We start from the raw sequence: 15,092 nt of genomic DNA on the forward strand, positions 1-15,092 counted from the left end.
CGGGCGCGCCGCGCGCGCCTGTGGTAAGTCAAGCACGACAATGGTTAATGCATTGTTACCGGCCCAATTGCCGCGGGTTTGCCGCGATTTGGGCCCGGCTCTGCCCCAATCGCGGCAGAAACGGGAATTCGCAGAACTTCTAAAGTGTTAACGGCGAGTGCTGTTAACGATGATTAAGAATCTCTTAACCACGGCCATTTCTTTCAGCAGGCACTGCCAATAGGATGATGCCCGGATGGAGTGGGTCACCTGGCGGAATTTGCCACCCCTGGTGCCTGCGAGGGATGACGTCCGGTTCGAGCGTTGCGAGAGGGCACTCGTACGCGGCTCGCCGGATCGAAATTAAGACGAGGGCTCGGACTCAACATGGCGAACACTCCGAAAAAGGTCAAAGACCCGACTGAAGTTGCGCTGTCCGCCATTCAGGAGGCTTTGAACATCAGCGATTCGTCCGCGCCCACGGACTCGCAGAGCTCGGTCCACGCCGAGGGCGCCCCGCCCGTCATGCCGAACGGCGTGTCCAGTCTGGATTCGTTCGACTCGCGTCCGGGCATCGACCGCAGCAGCCTTGACGAGATCGAGCCGCCGCCGCTCGCCGCGCGCCGCCCGGCCAATGACGACCGCGAGACCATCGGCCAGTTGCTGCAGGCGATCCAGAAGGGCCGCCCGTCACGCGGCGTCTACACGCTGGCAACCGCCTTTGCAGGCATCTGGATCGTCGGCTGCGTCCTGCTGACCATCGGTTTCCTGCCCGCTTTGCAGGCCCTGATCGGCCAGAGCGGCGGCGTGCTGGTGCTCGCCGGTCTCGCCGCCGTGTTCTTCGCACCGGTTCTGCTGTTCTACTTCCTGGCCAGTCTCGCCTGGCGCGGCCAGGAGCTGCGCATGATCGCGCAGTCGATGGCGCAGGTCGCGATCCGCTTCTCCGAGCCGGAAGGCGCCGTCAGCGATTCCATCGTGACCGTCGGCCAGGCCATCCGCCGCGAGGTCGCGGCGATGGGCGACGGAGTCGAGCGCGCGATCGCGCGCGCAGGCGAGCTCGAGATGCTGGTCGCCAACGAGGTTGCAGCCCTTGAGCGCGCCTACAGCGACAACGAGGTCCGCATCCGCGCCCTGCTGCAGGACATCGCCCATCAGCGCGATAACCTCGTCGGCCAGGCCGAGCAGGTCCGCAGCGCCATCTCGGGCGTACAGATCGACCTTCGCCACGACATCGCGCTGATCTCGGACGCGATCGCCTCGCGGGTCGACGAGGTCGCCAAGAGCATCACCGGCGCGCTGGAAGAGCGCGGCGCCCACATCACGGCCGCGCTCGGCAACGCCGGCGACAACATGATCCTCGCGCTCGGCGAGCGCGGCGGCGATCTGCTCGACCGGCTCGAAGAGGCCAGCGCCGAGACCACCCGCGCCGTGCTCGACGCCTCGGAGCGGCTCACCACCAGCCTCAATTTCAAGACCGGCCACGTCCACGACGAGTTCGCCGACCTGTCGGACCGAGTCCACGAGATGCTGAACGAGCGCATCGACCGCATCACCAGCGAGTTCGAGCAGCGCACGGCGGCCATCGTCGACGGCATCTCGGTGCGAACCGAGCAGGTTCACGACCAGCTCAAGGCGTCCGGCGAGTCCCTCCTGCTGGAGCTCGAGCTGCGCAGCGGCGATCTCGTGACCAAGATCGACGAGGCGAGCCAGCGCATGTCCGGCCACATCGTCACGTCAGGCGAGAAGGCGAGCGAGTCGCTCGATGCGACCGTCAATTCGCTGGTCGCCAAGGTCGTCAGCCAGACCGAGAGCACCCACGACACGCTGTCGATCCAGATCAGCGCCTTCGACGAGCTGGTGAAGAACCAGGGCACCGAGCTCGCCGAGCGCTTCGCACGCGACAGCTCGACGCTGGGCGCGCTGATCACCCGGCACATCACCGAGTTCGACCGCACGGTGAAGACCTATGGCGGCGAGATCGTCGAGCGCATGGGCCAGCGGACCCAGGAAATCTCCGACAATCTCAAGTCCTATGTCGATACGTTCGATACGCGGCTGTCGTCCAACAGCGGTGAGATCACGGCGACGCTGGATCAGCGGCTGAACCAGTTCGAGACCAATCTGCAGGCCCGCATCACCACCCTCGACACCTCGCTCGATGCGAAGATCAAGACCTTCGACGACAGCGTCGAGGGCCGCCTCAAGTCGCTCGAGGAGAACTTCGACAACCGCGCGACCTCGGTCACTTCGACGATCGAAGGCCGCCTCGGCACTCTGTCCAACTCGCTGACCGACGGCGCTGCCCAGGTGCTGCACGCGATCGACTCGCGGCTGACCGTGCTGACCTCCTCGCTGACCGATGGCTCGGCCCAGGCGATCCAGTCGATCGATTCCCGCCTCAACATTCTGACCTCCTCGCTGACCGACGGCACCGACAAGGCGCTCGAAGCGATCGATCAGCGCATCCACAGCCTGTCGAACATCATCGACGGCCGCAGCTACGAGCTGACCGAAGCCGTCACCGCGCGCTTCCAGGACATCCATCAGGGCATCGAGACCCGCGTCGGCTCGATCGCCAAGGACATCGACCAGCGCGTCTCGCAGTTCGAAGACCTGCTCGGCTCGCGCGTCGAGGCCGTGGCCGGCCGCATCGAGAGCAGCGGCCGTCAGGCGAGCGACGAGCTGATGACCCGCGCCGAGCTGCTGTCCGCCAGCATCAAGTCGCACGTGGAAGACGCGGAGCGGGCGCTGACCAATCTCGTGGTCAACACCAGCGAGACCATCCAGACCGGGGCCCGCTCGGCACAGCAGGCGCTGCTCAACGTCTCGACCGACGTCGGCTCGCAGTTGAAGAACACGTCCGCCGAGGTCGAGCGCGCCCTGTCGAACGCGGGCAGCGGCGCGGCCGAGGCCGTCCTGACCAGTGCGCGCGAGGCCCAGGCCACATTGGTCGCGGCCTCCGGCGAGACCGCCGACCAGATCAAGTCGCTGTCGGCCGACGTCGAGCGCACGCTCACGGCGGCAGGCTCGACCACCGCAGCCTCGATCCTCGCCGGTGCGCGCGAGGCCCAGAACACGCTGGTGTCCGCCTCCTCCGATGCCGCCACCCACGTCAAGTCGCTCGCCGTCGACGTCGAGCAGGCGCTGACGGCCGCAGGCTCGGCCACGGCAGCCTCGATCCTCGCCGGTGCGCGCGAGGTTCAGAACACGCTGGTGTCCGCCTCCTCCAACGCGGCCGAGCACGTGAAGTCGCTCGCAGCCGATGTGCAGCGCTCGCTGACCAGTGCCGGGACGGGAACCGCCGAAGCCATCACGGCGGGCGCTCGTGATGCCCAGCATGCCCTGCTCGCGGCATCGAGCGAAGCGGCCGAACAGGTCAAGGCGCTGACCGTCGACGTCCAGCGCTCGCTGTCGATCGCAGGAACCACGACCGCGGAAGCGATCACCGGCGGCGCCCGGGAAGCGCAGACCACGCTGATCAGCGCGTCGTCCGAAGCGGCCAATCACGTCAAGTCGCTGGCAGCCGACGTCGAGCGTACGCTCGCCGCGGTCGGAACCAGCACGGCCGCAGCGATCGTCGACAGCGCCCGCGACGTCCAGACGAAGCTCGTCACCGCCTCGACGGAAGCAACCGAGCACGTCAAGTCGCTGGCCGTCGATGTCGAGCGGACGCTGTCGTCTGTCGGCGCCGATACCGCGGCCTCGATCCTCAACAGCGCGCGCCAGGCGCAGATGTCGCTGACCGCCACGTCGGCCGACACCGCGGCCACCCTGGTCGGCAGCGCACGCGAAGCCCAGGCGGTGCTGACCACGACCACGACCGAGACGGTCGCGGTGATCGTCGGCGGCGCGCGCGAGGCACAGAACCTGCTGACGGCCACCTCCACCGACACCGCGGGCCAGCTCAAGGCGATGTCGTCGGAGATCGAGCGCGTCATCAATTCCGTCGCGGCGAACACCACCGATGCGATCCAGAGCAGCGCGCTCAATGCGCAGAGCGCACTCGTCGCCGCCTCCAACGAGGTCTCCACGCGGGTCAAATCGACCTCGACCGAGATCGAGCGCTCGGTGCTTGCCGCCGGCAACTCGTTCGGCTCGGCCATGACCGGCAAGACCGACGAGATCGTCACCTATGTGCAGCAGCAGAGCGAACGACTGTCGCAGATGCTCGACGGCAAGCGCGGCACGCTGGTCGAGACGCTGAACTCGAAGACCAACCAGCTCACGATCGAGATCGATCGCGTCACCACCGACGCGCTGAAGGCGATCGAGGTCCGCGGCCAGAACTTCGCCCAGAGCGTCAATGGCAACGGCTCCGAGGTCGCCCGCACCATCACCTCCGCGGGCGAGCTCGCGACCACCGCGATCACCAAGTCGCTCAAGGAGCTGGAGCAGGCCTCGCGCGCGGCGATCGAGCAGTCGCGCCAGGTCTCGGTGGCTGCGGTCACCGAGATGCAGGAGACGAGCAAGATCCTGCGCACCGACACGGTCGCCCTGTTCGAACGTCTGCGCGAGGGCAACATCCTGCTGCAGGAGGTCCTGACCGGCGCCCACGACAACCTCAACTCGCTGGAGCGGGCGCTGGTCACCCGGGTGGCCGACTTCGTCACCGCGATGAACGACGTCACCGCACGCAACGGCACCGCGACGCAGACGCTCGAGGACCAGCTCAACGTGTTCAACTCCAAGACGTCGCGGGCGCTGGAGGATCTCAACTCGCTGTCCGGCCAGTTCGACGCGCATGGCAAGGCGCTGATCGAGGCGGCGGCCATTGTCGAGCAGAGCAACCGCGATGCGACCGTCTCGATCTCGGATCGCAAGACGACGCTGGAATCGCTGGTCACCACCATCGATCTGCGCACCGCCGATCTCGACCAGCGTCTGACGCGCTTCACCACCCTGCTCGACGAGTCCTTGGCGGCCGCCGAGGAGCGCGCCCGCGACATCGCCCGGGTCGTGGCGGAAACGGCGGGTGCCGGCTCGACCGCGCTCAGCCGCCAGTTCGAGGCCATCCGCGCCAACGCCGAGGAGGAACGCCGCCTCACCACGTCGCAGATGCAGGAGATCTACCAGCAGAGCACGCAGGAAGCCGATGCGATGTTCAAGCAGTCGGCGGAGAAGTTCGCCACGCTGGTGTCGAGCATGAAGCAGATGACCGCCGAGATGCATCGCGAGCTCGAGGCGACGCGCAACGAGCTGCGCCGCGGCGTGCTGGAGATGCCGCAGGAGGCCGCCGAGAGCACGGCGCAGATGCGCAAGGTCATCGTCGACCAGATCGAGGCGCTGGCCGAGCTCAACCGGATCGTCGCGCATCACGGCCGCGGTCTCGACGTGGTCAGCGCGTCGCGTCCCGCCGCGGTCGCCGCGCCCGCAGCCGTGATCCGTCAGGAAGAGCCGATCGTCGCCGCAGCCGTCGGCGGCCGGCCGGACATGCGCCTGCGCGAGCCGGCTGCGACCAGCGTCGCCAACCTGCCGCCGCCGGATCTCGGCATGCAGCCGCCGGCCCCGCAGCCGCGCCGGGTCGAGGCGCCGCCGATGGGTCCGGTCGCCGATCAGCGCAGCGACAACTGGCTGTCCGACCTGCTCAACCGGGCCGATAACAGCACCGCCGGCCAGACTGCGCCGCGCGGCCGCGGACCGGCCCAGCAGCAGCCGGGCAATCCGCTGGAGTCGCTGTCGCTCGACATCGCACGGCTGATGGACCGCAATCTCGCGGCCGAGATGTGGGACCGTTACCAGCGCGGCGAGACCAAGGCGTTCTCCAAGCGTCTCTACACCCCGGCCGGCCAGAAGGCGTTCGACGAGGTCGCCCGCAAGTACCGCGCCGACCGCACCTTCAAGCAGACGGTGGACCGCTACATCACCGAGTTCGAACGGCTGCTCGACGAGGTCGCCCGCGACGACCGCAACCCGCAGGCGCTGCGCGCCCAACTCACCTCGGAGACCGGGCTGGTCTACACCCTGCTCGCCCACGCCGCCGGCCGGCTGGCGTGATGGGAGCGAATGGGCGAGTAGCGAGTAGCGAGTAGCGAAGGGTTCAGTAGAACCAGCGCTGCGACAAGAAGAACAAGCGGAGGCCACGAGGCCTCCGCTTCGCGTTTGGAGATGCAATGAAGGCGCTTTCGGCTTTGGCCGTTCGGGCCCCGCATCGCCGGCACAACGGTGTGCGACGTGCTCCGTAGCCAGCCAGCAGCGGTGGATAGCGACAGCGATGGAGCGCAGTCCGCTGCCGCGCGCCCCTATTCGCTACTCCCTATTCGCAACTCGCTCGCGTCACCGCCGTCCCGTCGCCGCCGGCGGTGCGGGCGCGGGCTGCGAGGCCTGGGCGTTGCTCGGGCTGGCGTTGCTGGCCCCGAACAGGACCCGGGTCGGATTGCGATCGAAATTGTTCACGGCGCGGCTGATGTCGGACAGCGTGCGCCGTCCATCGGCCATCAGCGCGCCGGAGCGCTTGTCCAGATCCTCGGCGAGCTCGCGGATCGATTTCACCGTCAGGAACAGCTCGCCGCCATCCTTGCCGCCGGCCAGCGTGTTGAGACCGAGCATCAGGGTATCGGCCTTGCCCATGATGCCGTCGACACGGCTCATGACGCCATCGATGCGCTCGGAATTGCGGGCCAGCGACTGGGTGAAGACCTCGAGGTTCTTGATCGAGTTCTTCACGGCGTCCTGGTTGTCGGCGACCACCTTGTTGATGTTCTGCAGGGTGGCGCGGATCGCTTCGGTCACGTCCTGCAGCCGGGTCGGATCGGCACGCAGCACCGGCACGCCATCCTCGTCGAGCGGCGGCGGCGGCGCAGCCTCCTCGCCGCCCTTGAGCGAGATCGCGGCGACGCCGGTCAGTCCCTGGAACTCGAGCCCGACCAGGGTGTCCTTGCGGATCGGCGCGTTGTTCTCGACCATCGCCAGCGCCACGACGCGGCGCGGATTGTCGAGCTTGACCGAGATGACCTCACCGACCCGGATACCATTGAAGTTGACGCTGCCGCCGTTGCGCAGACCCGCGGCCGGCCCCTCGAACACGACCCGCAGCGGGCTGCGCTGCTTGGTCGTGTGCAGGCTCTGAAACCAGAGGACAAACCCGACCGCCGCGGCAATCACTGCCAGCGTGAACGATCCGATCAGGACGTAATTCGCCCGCGTTTCCATTACCAACTCCGGTACCGGCACGTCGCAGCGGAGATCCCAGCCGCCGCTCCCATGCGCTCTCGGTTGGCGCCGGACTGCGGCACCCACCCCATCAGCTATGTCGCAGGAGTCCCCACTCCCGCTCACAAAAATAATCGCCCCGAGGGGCGCTACGCACTAACCCATCACGGCCCGTGCACGCTTGCCGTGGAAATACTGCCGGAGCCACGGATGTTCCGAGGCCTGCATATCGGCCATCGATCCCGCAGCGATAATCTTGCCGTTGCCCAGCACGGCGATGCGGTCGCACGCCGTATACAGGCTGTCGAGATCATGGGTTACCATGAAAACGGTCAGTCCCAAAGTGCGCTGCAGGGTACGGACAAGCTCGTCGAAATCGCCGGCGCCGATCGGGTCGAGCCCCGAGGTCGGCTCATCGAGGAACACCAGCTCCGGATCGAGCGCGAGCGCGCGGGCCAGCGCGACGCGCTTGATCATGCCCCCCGACAGCTCGCTCGGGAAACGATCAGCAACATCGGGCCGCAATCCGACCATCACCAGCTTGGCGACCATGATCTCGTCGAGCAAACGCTGCGAGACCTTGAGATATTCCCGGACCGGGAACTGGATGTTCTGCCGCACCGTGAGCGAGGAGAACAACGCGCCCTGCTGGAACAGCACGCCCCAGCGCCGCTCGACGGCGCGGCGGCCGGCACGATCGGCGGCGTCGAGATCGACGCCGAACACCTCGATGTTGCCCGACAGCTTGGGCACCAGGCCGATGATGGTGCGCGTCAGCACCGACTTGCCCGCACCGGAGGGACCGACGAAGCCCAGGATCTCGCCGCGCTTGACATCGAGGTCGAGCCCGTCGAGCACGCGCGTCTTGCCGAACTGCACGGTGACGTCACGCACGCGGATGATCGGATCGGACATCTCCTGCGTCATGTCACATCCCGACCGCGGCGAAGAAGATCGCGAACACGCCGTCCATCACGATGACGAAGAAGATACCCTTCACCACCGATGAGGTGGTGTGGCGCCCGAGCGACTCGGCGCTGCCCTGCACGGCCAGTCCTTCGACGCAGGCGACGATCCCGATCACCGCCGCCATCACCGGCGCCTTGAGCAGCCCGACCGTGAAATGATCGATCGAGATCGCATCGCGCAGGCGCAGCAGGAAGGCCTCGGGATCGACGCCGCCATAGAACCACGCCACCAGCCCGCCGCCATAGAGCGCGGCGATGTCGCCGAGGAAGGCCAGGATCGGCAGCGCGATCACCAGCGCGAGCATGCGCGGCAGGATCAGGACCTCGATCGGATCGAAGCCCATGGTGCGCAGCGCATCGATCTCCTCGCGCATCTTCATCGAGCCGAGCTCGGCCGTGTAGGCGCTGCCCGAGCGGCCGGCGATCATGATCGCCACAAGCAGCACGCCGATCTCGCGCAGCACCAGCACGCCGAGCATGTCGACCACGAAGATGTCGGCGCCGAACCTGCGGAAATGGAAGATGCCCTGCTGGGCGATGATGCAGCCGATCAGGAAGGTGATCAGCACGATGATCGGCACCGCGCGCCAGCACACCTGCTCGAGATGATGGATGGTCGAGGTCAGCCGGAAGCTGCGGGGATGAACGAGGACCCGGCCGCTGGCGACGATCACGGCGCCGAGCATGTCGATCAGCGCGGCGACCGTGCCGAAGATGCCGGCGACACTGAGGCCGATCTGGCCGAGCATGCCGGTGATGGTCACCATCGTCGCGTCGCCATTGGGCGCGGTGCTGACGCGGCGAACCTCATCGACCAGGCTGGCGTAGTTCGCAGAGAGCCCATCGATCCGGACCTCGACGGTTCCGGTCGTGAAGCTGCGGCGCAGCCGCTCGATCAGCCAGGCGCCGAACGTATCGAGCTTGGACACCTGGGAGACGTCGATCGAGACATCGACCTTCTTGCCGGCGAGCTTTTCGGCATCGGCGACGAGCCGTTCGAGCGACGGCGCAAAGGGCGCAGTCCAGGCGCCGGTCGCGCGCAGCGACAGCGCGTTGCCATCGCCACTGCGCTGCAAATCAGGGCCGCCCTTCACGACGGCCATCCTCGGAGCCTCGGACGTCCGCTCCTTGACGAGAAAAATCCCACCGCGTCGCTACCACCTTGCCGGAGACCACTATCAACAGCCATAGTCGGTCAGATCGCGCAAGCCCCAAGCGCCTCATTCCGGTTCACAAATCGCCAGACTTTCAAATGACTTCCAACGGTTTTCCGATACTGGACGCCCGGATCGGCCACTGGCCGATCGCCGGCAGCTTCACGATCAGCCGCGGCGCCAAGACCGAAGCGGTCACGGTGATCGCGGAAGTGCGACACGGCACGATCGTCGGCCGCGGCGAATGCGTGCCCTATGCGCGCTATGGCGAGACCCCCGAGGCATCGTTGAGCGCGCTGCTCGCGATGCGCGATGCGATCGCCTCTGGTCTCGACCGCAACGCCCTGCAGACGGCGATGCCACCGGGGGCGGCGCGCAATGCGCTCGACTGCGCGCTGCTCGACCTTGAAGCCAAGCGGAGCGGCCGGCGCATCTGGGACCTGCTCGGACGCCGCGCGCCGGGGCCATGCGTGACCGCCTACACGATTTCGCTCGGGACCCCCGACGTGATGGCCAAAGCTGCGGCCAAGGCCGCGCACCGCCCGCTGCTCAAGATCAAGCTCGGCGGCGACGGCGATCCGGCGCGGATTGCAGCCGTGCGCGAGGCAGCTCCGCAGTCACAACTGATCGTCGATGCCAACGAGGCCTGGACCGAGGCGAATTTGGAGTCCAATCTCGCGGCCTGCGCCGCCGCCGGCGTCACGCTGGTCGAGCAGCCGCTTCCCGCAGGAAACGACGAAGCGCTCGCCAACATTGCGCGCCCGCTCGCGGTGTGCGCCGACGAGAGCGTGCACGACCGCAACTCGCTCGAAGCGCTGCGCGGACGCTACGACGCCGTCAACATCAAGCTCGACAAGGCCGGAGGGCTCACCGAGGCGCTTGCCATGGCCGATGCCGCGCGCGCGCTCGGCTTCGACATCATGGTCGGCTGCATGGTGGCGACATCGCTCTCGATGGCACCGGCCATGCTGCTGACGCCGCTCGCCCGTTTCGTCGATCTGGACGGACCGCTGCTGCTCGCCGAGGATTGCGAGCACGGCCTGCACTACGAGGACAGCCTGGTCTATCCGCCCGATCAGGCGTTGTGGGGCTGAAGCGACAGGCTTCGGTGCGCGATCCACATCAGGACGCCACCCGCTCCGGCCATCGCGGCCATCACGTAGTAGACACCGGGTCCATAGGCCGCATAGACCGGCCCCGAGAGGGCCGATGCCGCCGAGCCGACCACGCCGCTCGCAGCCGCATAATAGCCCTGCCCGCGCGCCGTCAGTTGCGCCGGCACATGGCGGACCAGCAGCCCCATGGTTCCGACCAGGGTCAGCCCGAAGGTGAAGCCGTGACTGATCTGGACCGCGGCGAGCCCGGCCGCATGCGGCTCCTGAGCCGTGAGGCTCCAGCGCAGCACGGCAGCCAATGCACCGATCATGACCAGGCTGGCGGGCGCCAACGTGAAGCGTGGTGACAGGGCGAACACGACGATCTCGGCCAGCACGCCCATGGTCCAGAGCCAAGCGATGGTCAGCCCGCTGAAGCCCTGCGCCTTCCACGCGATGGCGGAGAACGTGTAGTAGGCCGCATGGCTGGCCTGGATCAGCGCCGAAGCCGCGATGATGCAGAGGAAGCTCGGATGGCCCAGCAGACTGCGCCCGTCCCGGGCCAGGCCGGCGCCATGCGGCAGGGGCGGCAGCGCCTGCAGCAGCAGGCTGCTTGCCGCACCGCACAGCGCGACCAAGAGGATGATCCAGATCAGCTCGGACGACGGCGCGAGGTCGGCCACCCCGCCGCACAGCAGCGTTCCGGCGATGAATGCGGCCGATCCCCACAGCCGCAGGCGACCGTAGTTCAGGCCATAGCTCATCACGCCACGGAGCGCATAAGCGTCCGTCAGCGGGACAACGGGTGTCCATAGACAGCAGGTTGCCACGTAGACCAGGAATACCAGCCAGGGTTCGCGCTGGAAGGCGAGAACCACAAAGCCCGATGCCGTTGCGAAGGTGGTCAGCCGCATCGCGGCGCGCAGGGCCTGCCGGCGCTCGGCAACCGCGGTGATCAGCGGCAGGACGGTGAAGCGGGTCACGGCGGGAACCGCGATGATCACGCCGATCCACGAGGCGTCCAGCCCGATCGCCCGTAGCCACACGGGGAAAAACGGCAGATGCGTCCCCGACAGCATGAACACCGCGCCATAGAACAGCCCCAACCTGTCCGCGAATCGGCGCGACAATACCGGCGATGTGGTGGAGATTTGTCGGGACAGTGGCATCAATTCAATTGCGATTCGATCAATATCATGGTGATCGTTATGCCAACGCGCAGCAATGTGCGCGATAGGTTTGCCATGGTCGATGAAGTCTTCGCCCTCTCGCCGATATCCGCCCGCGCGGCTCAGCCGAACGAGGCCGATTACGAGGCGATCCGCGACGCCTTCATGGAGACGTCCCGAGGCCGCTGGTTCCTCGGCGAATACGCCAAACGCAACCGCAATGCCGACACCGGCATGGTGCTCGACGCCGTGGCCCGCATCGAGCATGCGCTGGCCTCGCAGCGTCAGCAGCAGCAGGAGTTCGAGCAGGCCGACAGCAAGGCGCTGCCCGAAGCGCTGGCCGCGATCCGCGCCTCGGTCGAAGACGCTGCACTTGCCGCAGCCTCTGCGGTCGACAGCATGGCCCTTGAGCAGAACCTGGCGCCGGTGCGCAAGGGCATCCGAATCATCAAGGAAATTTCCTGGCGCTGGCGCGAGATCGGCGCCGATTCCCGGATCTGCGACCTGATCGATTCACAGGTCACATCGATCGAGGCCGCGTGCGACCAGCTTGCGAGTGCCGACCCCAAGGTCGCGCTGCTTGCGGCCTTCGAAATCATCAAGACGCGGCTGAAGGAGCTCGACGCGGCGGAAGCAAGCGTTCCGCCCGCGGCTGACGAGATCAAGCCGGCGACCGAGTCCGCCGCCCCGCCAGTACCTGATGTCGCATCGGGTCCGGCTGCGGAGGCGACGGTCTCGGCTGAGCCGCAGGTGGCTTCGGGGCCGTTGCCCGTGCCGGAACAGACGGAGGCGGCCCAAGCCGGGCTCGAGATGACCATTCCGCTCGTTGCCGCAGTGGCCGCGATCGAATCGGTCGAGACATCCTCCGGCGCTGACGGTGTGATCATGGCGGCTGCAGCGGTTGAAGCCAGGATGGTTGACACCGACGCTGCGGCGCTGGTGCAGCCCCCCGCAGCTGCGACCGAGCCGTCGGTGGACGAAACCCTTCTCGAAATCGAGCAGCACGCCGCGGCGACCCTGGATGACGCCGTCGCCGCAGAAGCCCACGACGAAGCCATCCTGGAATTGGTCGCGGCGGAGATGGGTGCTCCCGATCCGATCGACGATGAGGAGTTCAGCCGGGCCAGGACGCTTGGCTTCGACATTGAGGAGCCAACGTCGGTCGACGACGACATCGTCGCGAGCTTCAGCGAGCCGGCGCCGTCGGAGCCGGATCTCGCGCTGACCACGGCAGAAGCCCCGGTTACCACGGCGGCGCCGGCTCCCGCTGCGCCCACGATATCTGCCCCGCCAATGTATGCCCCACCGATGCCGGCCCCGCCCGCGGCGGCCCCGCGCATGGCCTCGCCTCCAGCCCCGGCGCCAGTCCCCAGCGTGCCTGTATCGGCACCGCTTCCGGAGGCGATCACCATCGAGACCCTGGCCGCCGTGGCGGCTGCGGTCGCAGCTCAATCTCCCGCAACGGCGCAGGCCGACGTTGCGCCGAGCCAGCAGGTCCGCCCGACCGCCGCCGCGGCTCACAGCACCAGCGCATCCGCGATGCCCAGGCCTGCCTACGAGCCGTCGCTGGGATCGACGCTCCTGTCGAACGGCCTTCTGCAGCGGCCACAGGCGCCCGCCAATGACTTGCTGGCGCCGATCCGTCGCATGACCCAGCCTGAGAAGATCGCATTCTTCTCGTAGGGCGAGAGCGTCTCGGCCACCTCCTGTCGAACCTCGATCACTGAGCACCGAAAGGTGACGCGTTGATAGGTGACGCGGATCACGTACGCTGCCGCGTGATCTGCGTAGCCTAATCCTCAAGCCATTCGCTTGGCGCATGCTCGAGGAGAACGCCGTGTCCGTTCCGAAATTTCGCGCTGTAACATCCGCCTGGAAATCCCTGCTCATGTCCGCGCTGCTGGGCCTGATGGCCTGGGTCGGCCCGGACTCGGCGTTCGCCGCCGGCAGTGAGATCGACAACCTTCACACGCCACCGCGCGCGCTGGCAGCTCCCTCACCTGCAAAGGAGAGCAACACCCCCGCAGCGATCCCTCAAGGAGCCGAGCCACGCGTCGCACTCGTGATCGGCAATGCGAGCTATCAGAACGCGCCACCGCTGGAGAACCCGGACAACGACGCCCATGCTGTCGCCAAGCTGTTGAACTCGGCCGGCTTCGAGGTGATCACGGCGACCGACCTGACGCAGAACGAGATGCTCAAGGTCGTCCAGGATTTTTCGAGCCGGGTGGCAGCAAACGGCCCGAACACCGTGGCAATGGTCTACTACGCCGGCCACGGGGTTCAGCTCGCGGGCGAGAACTATCTGATCCCGATCGATGCCCGTATCTCAGCGCCCTCCGACCTGACGACGGGGACGATCCGTCTGGTGGACCTGATGGCAACGCTCGACGCCATCCCGAGCCGCATGCGGATCGTCGTGCTGGACGCCTGCCGCAACAATCCATTCCCTGCCATCAACGATGCCGGACGCGGACTTGCCATCGTCGACGCACCGAACGGCTCCATCCTCGGATATTCGACCTCGCCTGGCGAGGAGGCGCTCGACGGGCGTGGCGAGCACAGCCCGTACGCGCAGGCGTTCCTGAACCTGGCGCGACAGCCGAACCTGCCGATCGAGCAATTGTTCAAGCGCATTCGCCTGCAGGTGAACCAGAGCACTGATGGTCGACAGACGCCGTGGGAAAGCTCGTCGTTGACCAGTGATTTCACCTTCTTCGGCGAATCCCTGGTTGCCGCAGCGCGCGCGCCGGTGAACGCGCCCGTGGTGCAGATGGCCGCCGACCTGCCGAGCCGTTCCGTGCGGCAGGCCTATGACTACGTGCTGTCGGAGAACCGTCCGCAATATTATCGCGAGTTCATCGCGATGTACCCACGCGATCCGCTCGCCGACCGCATCCGCGCACTGCTCGCCGGCCTCGTGCAGGCCGCGGCGTGGCACCAGGCCGTGCTGGCGAATTCGCCGGCCGCCTATCAGAGCTTCCGTGAATCCTATGCCGACAGCCCATATGCGCCGGTCGCGCTGCGGCTGCAGGGACAGCCTCGGCCCATCCCCGTGCTGCAACCGAGCCGTCTCATCATGCCACCGCAACTGGCACCGATCGCGCGGCCGTTCAATCCCGGCGCCCAGATCCAGAGCCATCCAGGCCTGCAACCGAAGCTGCCGGTCACCACCGTGCCGCCGCGCGGACCGATGCCGCCAACGGTGGTCACGAAAGGCAATGCCATCAACAACGCGGGTCCCAACAAGGTCGTCGATCCCAGGCCTATCGCTCAGACCAGGTTGCGCGACAGGATCATGCCGCCGGCAAATCCGCCTGTCGCCGCGAAGATCCAGCGCGATCCACTGAAGCGCAGTCCTGGACGGCCATTCGACACCCGCGAGGTCCGGCGTCCCTTCCTCGGCAATTCCGGACCGTTCAAGCCGAACATCAACGCGTCGCGTCCGTCGATGGCGCGTGGCCAAGGAGGGATGCAGGGCGGCCCGACGCGGGGCACGCCGCACGTCGCGCAGTCCGGACTGCGGATCGGCGGTGGGGGATCTGCAAAAGGCGGCCTCAGCTTTCACTGAGGCTTGAT

Annotated in this window: 8 protein-coding genes; 4 read left to right on the top strand and 4 right to left on the bottom strand. The window is 67.1% G+C overall.

Annotation, left to right across the window (positions count from 1 at the left end; genetic code table 11):
• The first annotated feature begins 366 nt into the window (after window positions 1–366).
• Complete coding sequence (locus tag QX132_RS16050; RefSeq protein WP_316161889.1) at window positions 367–5,973, top strand: methyl-accepting chemotaxis protein; 5,607 nt, start codon at window positions 367–369, stop codon at window positions 5,971–5,973.
• A gap of 279 nt (window positions 5,974–6,252) precedes the next feature.
• Here the strand turns inward: QX132_RS16050 and QX132_RS16055 are convergent, their stop codons facing one another.
• From QX132_RS16055 to QX132_RS16065, 3 genes are all read right to left on the bottom strand, one after another.
• Window positions 6,253–7,128, bottom strand: coding sequence for an MlaD family protein (locus tag QX132_RS16055; RefSeq protein ID WP_315738821.1), 876 nt, complete (start codon window positions 7,126–7,128; stop codon window positions 6,253–6,255).
• 156 nt (window positions 7,129–7,284) lie between these two features.
• Window positions 7,285–8,055 (bottom strand): ABC transporter ATP-binding protein, encoded by a 771-nt coding sequence (locus tag QX132_RS16060; protein WP_315738822.1) that lies wholly within the window; start codon window positions 8,053–8,055, stop codon window positions 7,285–7,287.
• 1 nt (window position 8,056) lies between these two features.
• Window positions 8,057–9,190 carry an ABC transporter permease gene (locus QX132_RS16065; RefSeq protein WP_315813292.1) on the bottom strand — a complete coding sequence of 378 codons (1,134 nt, stop codon included), beginning with the start codon at window positions 9,188–9,190 and terminating at the stop codon, window positions 8,057–8,059.
• Window positions 9,191–9,348: 158 nt separating this feature from the next.
• Here QX132_RS16065 and dgcA point away from each other — a divergent pair, with 158 nt between their 5' ends.
• The gene (gene dgcA / locus QX132_RS16070; protein WP_316161891.1) at window positions 9,349–10,344 is read left to right on the top strand and encodes an N-acetyl-D-Glu racemase DgcA; all 996 of its coding nucleotides are present in this window, start codon (window positions 9,349–9,351) and stop codon (window positions 10,342–10,344) included.
• Here the strand turns inward: dgcA and QX132_RS16075 are convergent.
• Complete coding sequence (locus QX132_RS16075) at window positions 10,326–11,513, bottom strand: MFS transporter (RefSeq protein WP_316161892.1); 1,188 nt, start codon at window positions 11,511–11,513, stop codon at window positions 10,326–10,328. The two genes, dgcA and QX132_RS16075, sit on opposite strands and share 19 nt — an antisense overlap.
• Before the next feature lie 75 nt (window positions 11,514–11,588).
• Here QX132_RS16075 and QX132_RS16080 point away from each other — a divergent pair, with 75 nt between their 5' ends.
• On the top strand, window positions 11,589–13,196 hold the full coding sequence (locus tag QX132_RS16080) for a hypothetical protein (protein WP_316161894.1): 1,608 nt from the start codon (window positions 11,589–11,591) through the stop codon (window positions 13,194–13,196).
• A gap of 154 nt (window positions 13,197–13,350) precedes the next feature.
• A complete protein-coding gene (locus QX132_RS16085; RefSeq protein ID WP_409999370.1) occupies window positions 13,351–15,084 on the top strand; it encodes a caspase family protein in 1,734 nt (577 codons plus the stop codon).
• Window positions 15,085–15,092 lie beyond the last annotated feature (8 nt).

Origin of the sequence: Bradyrhizobium sp. SZCCHNRI20481 (genome assembly GCF_032485055.1) — a bacterium.
Lineage (GTDB): Bacteria > Pseudomonadota > Alphaproteobacteria > Rhizobiales > Xanthobacteraceae > Bradyrhizobium.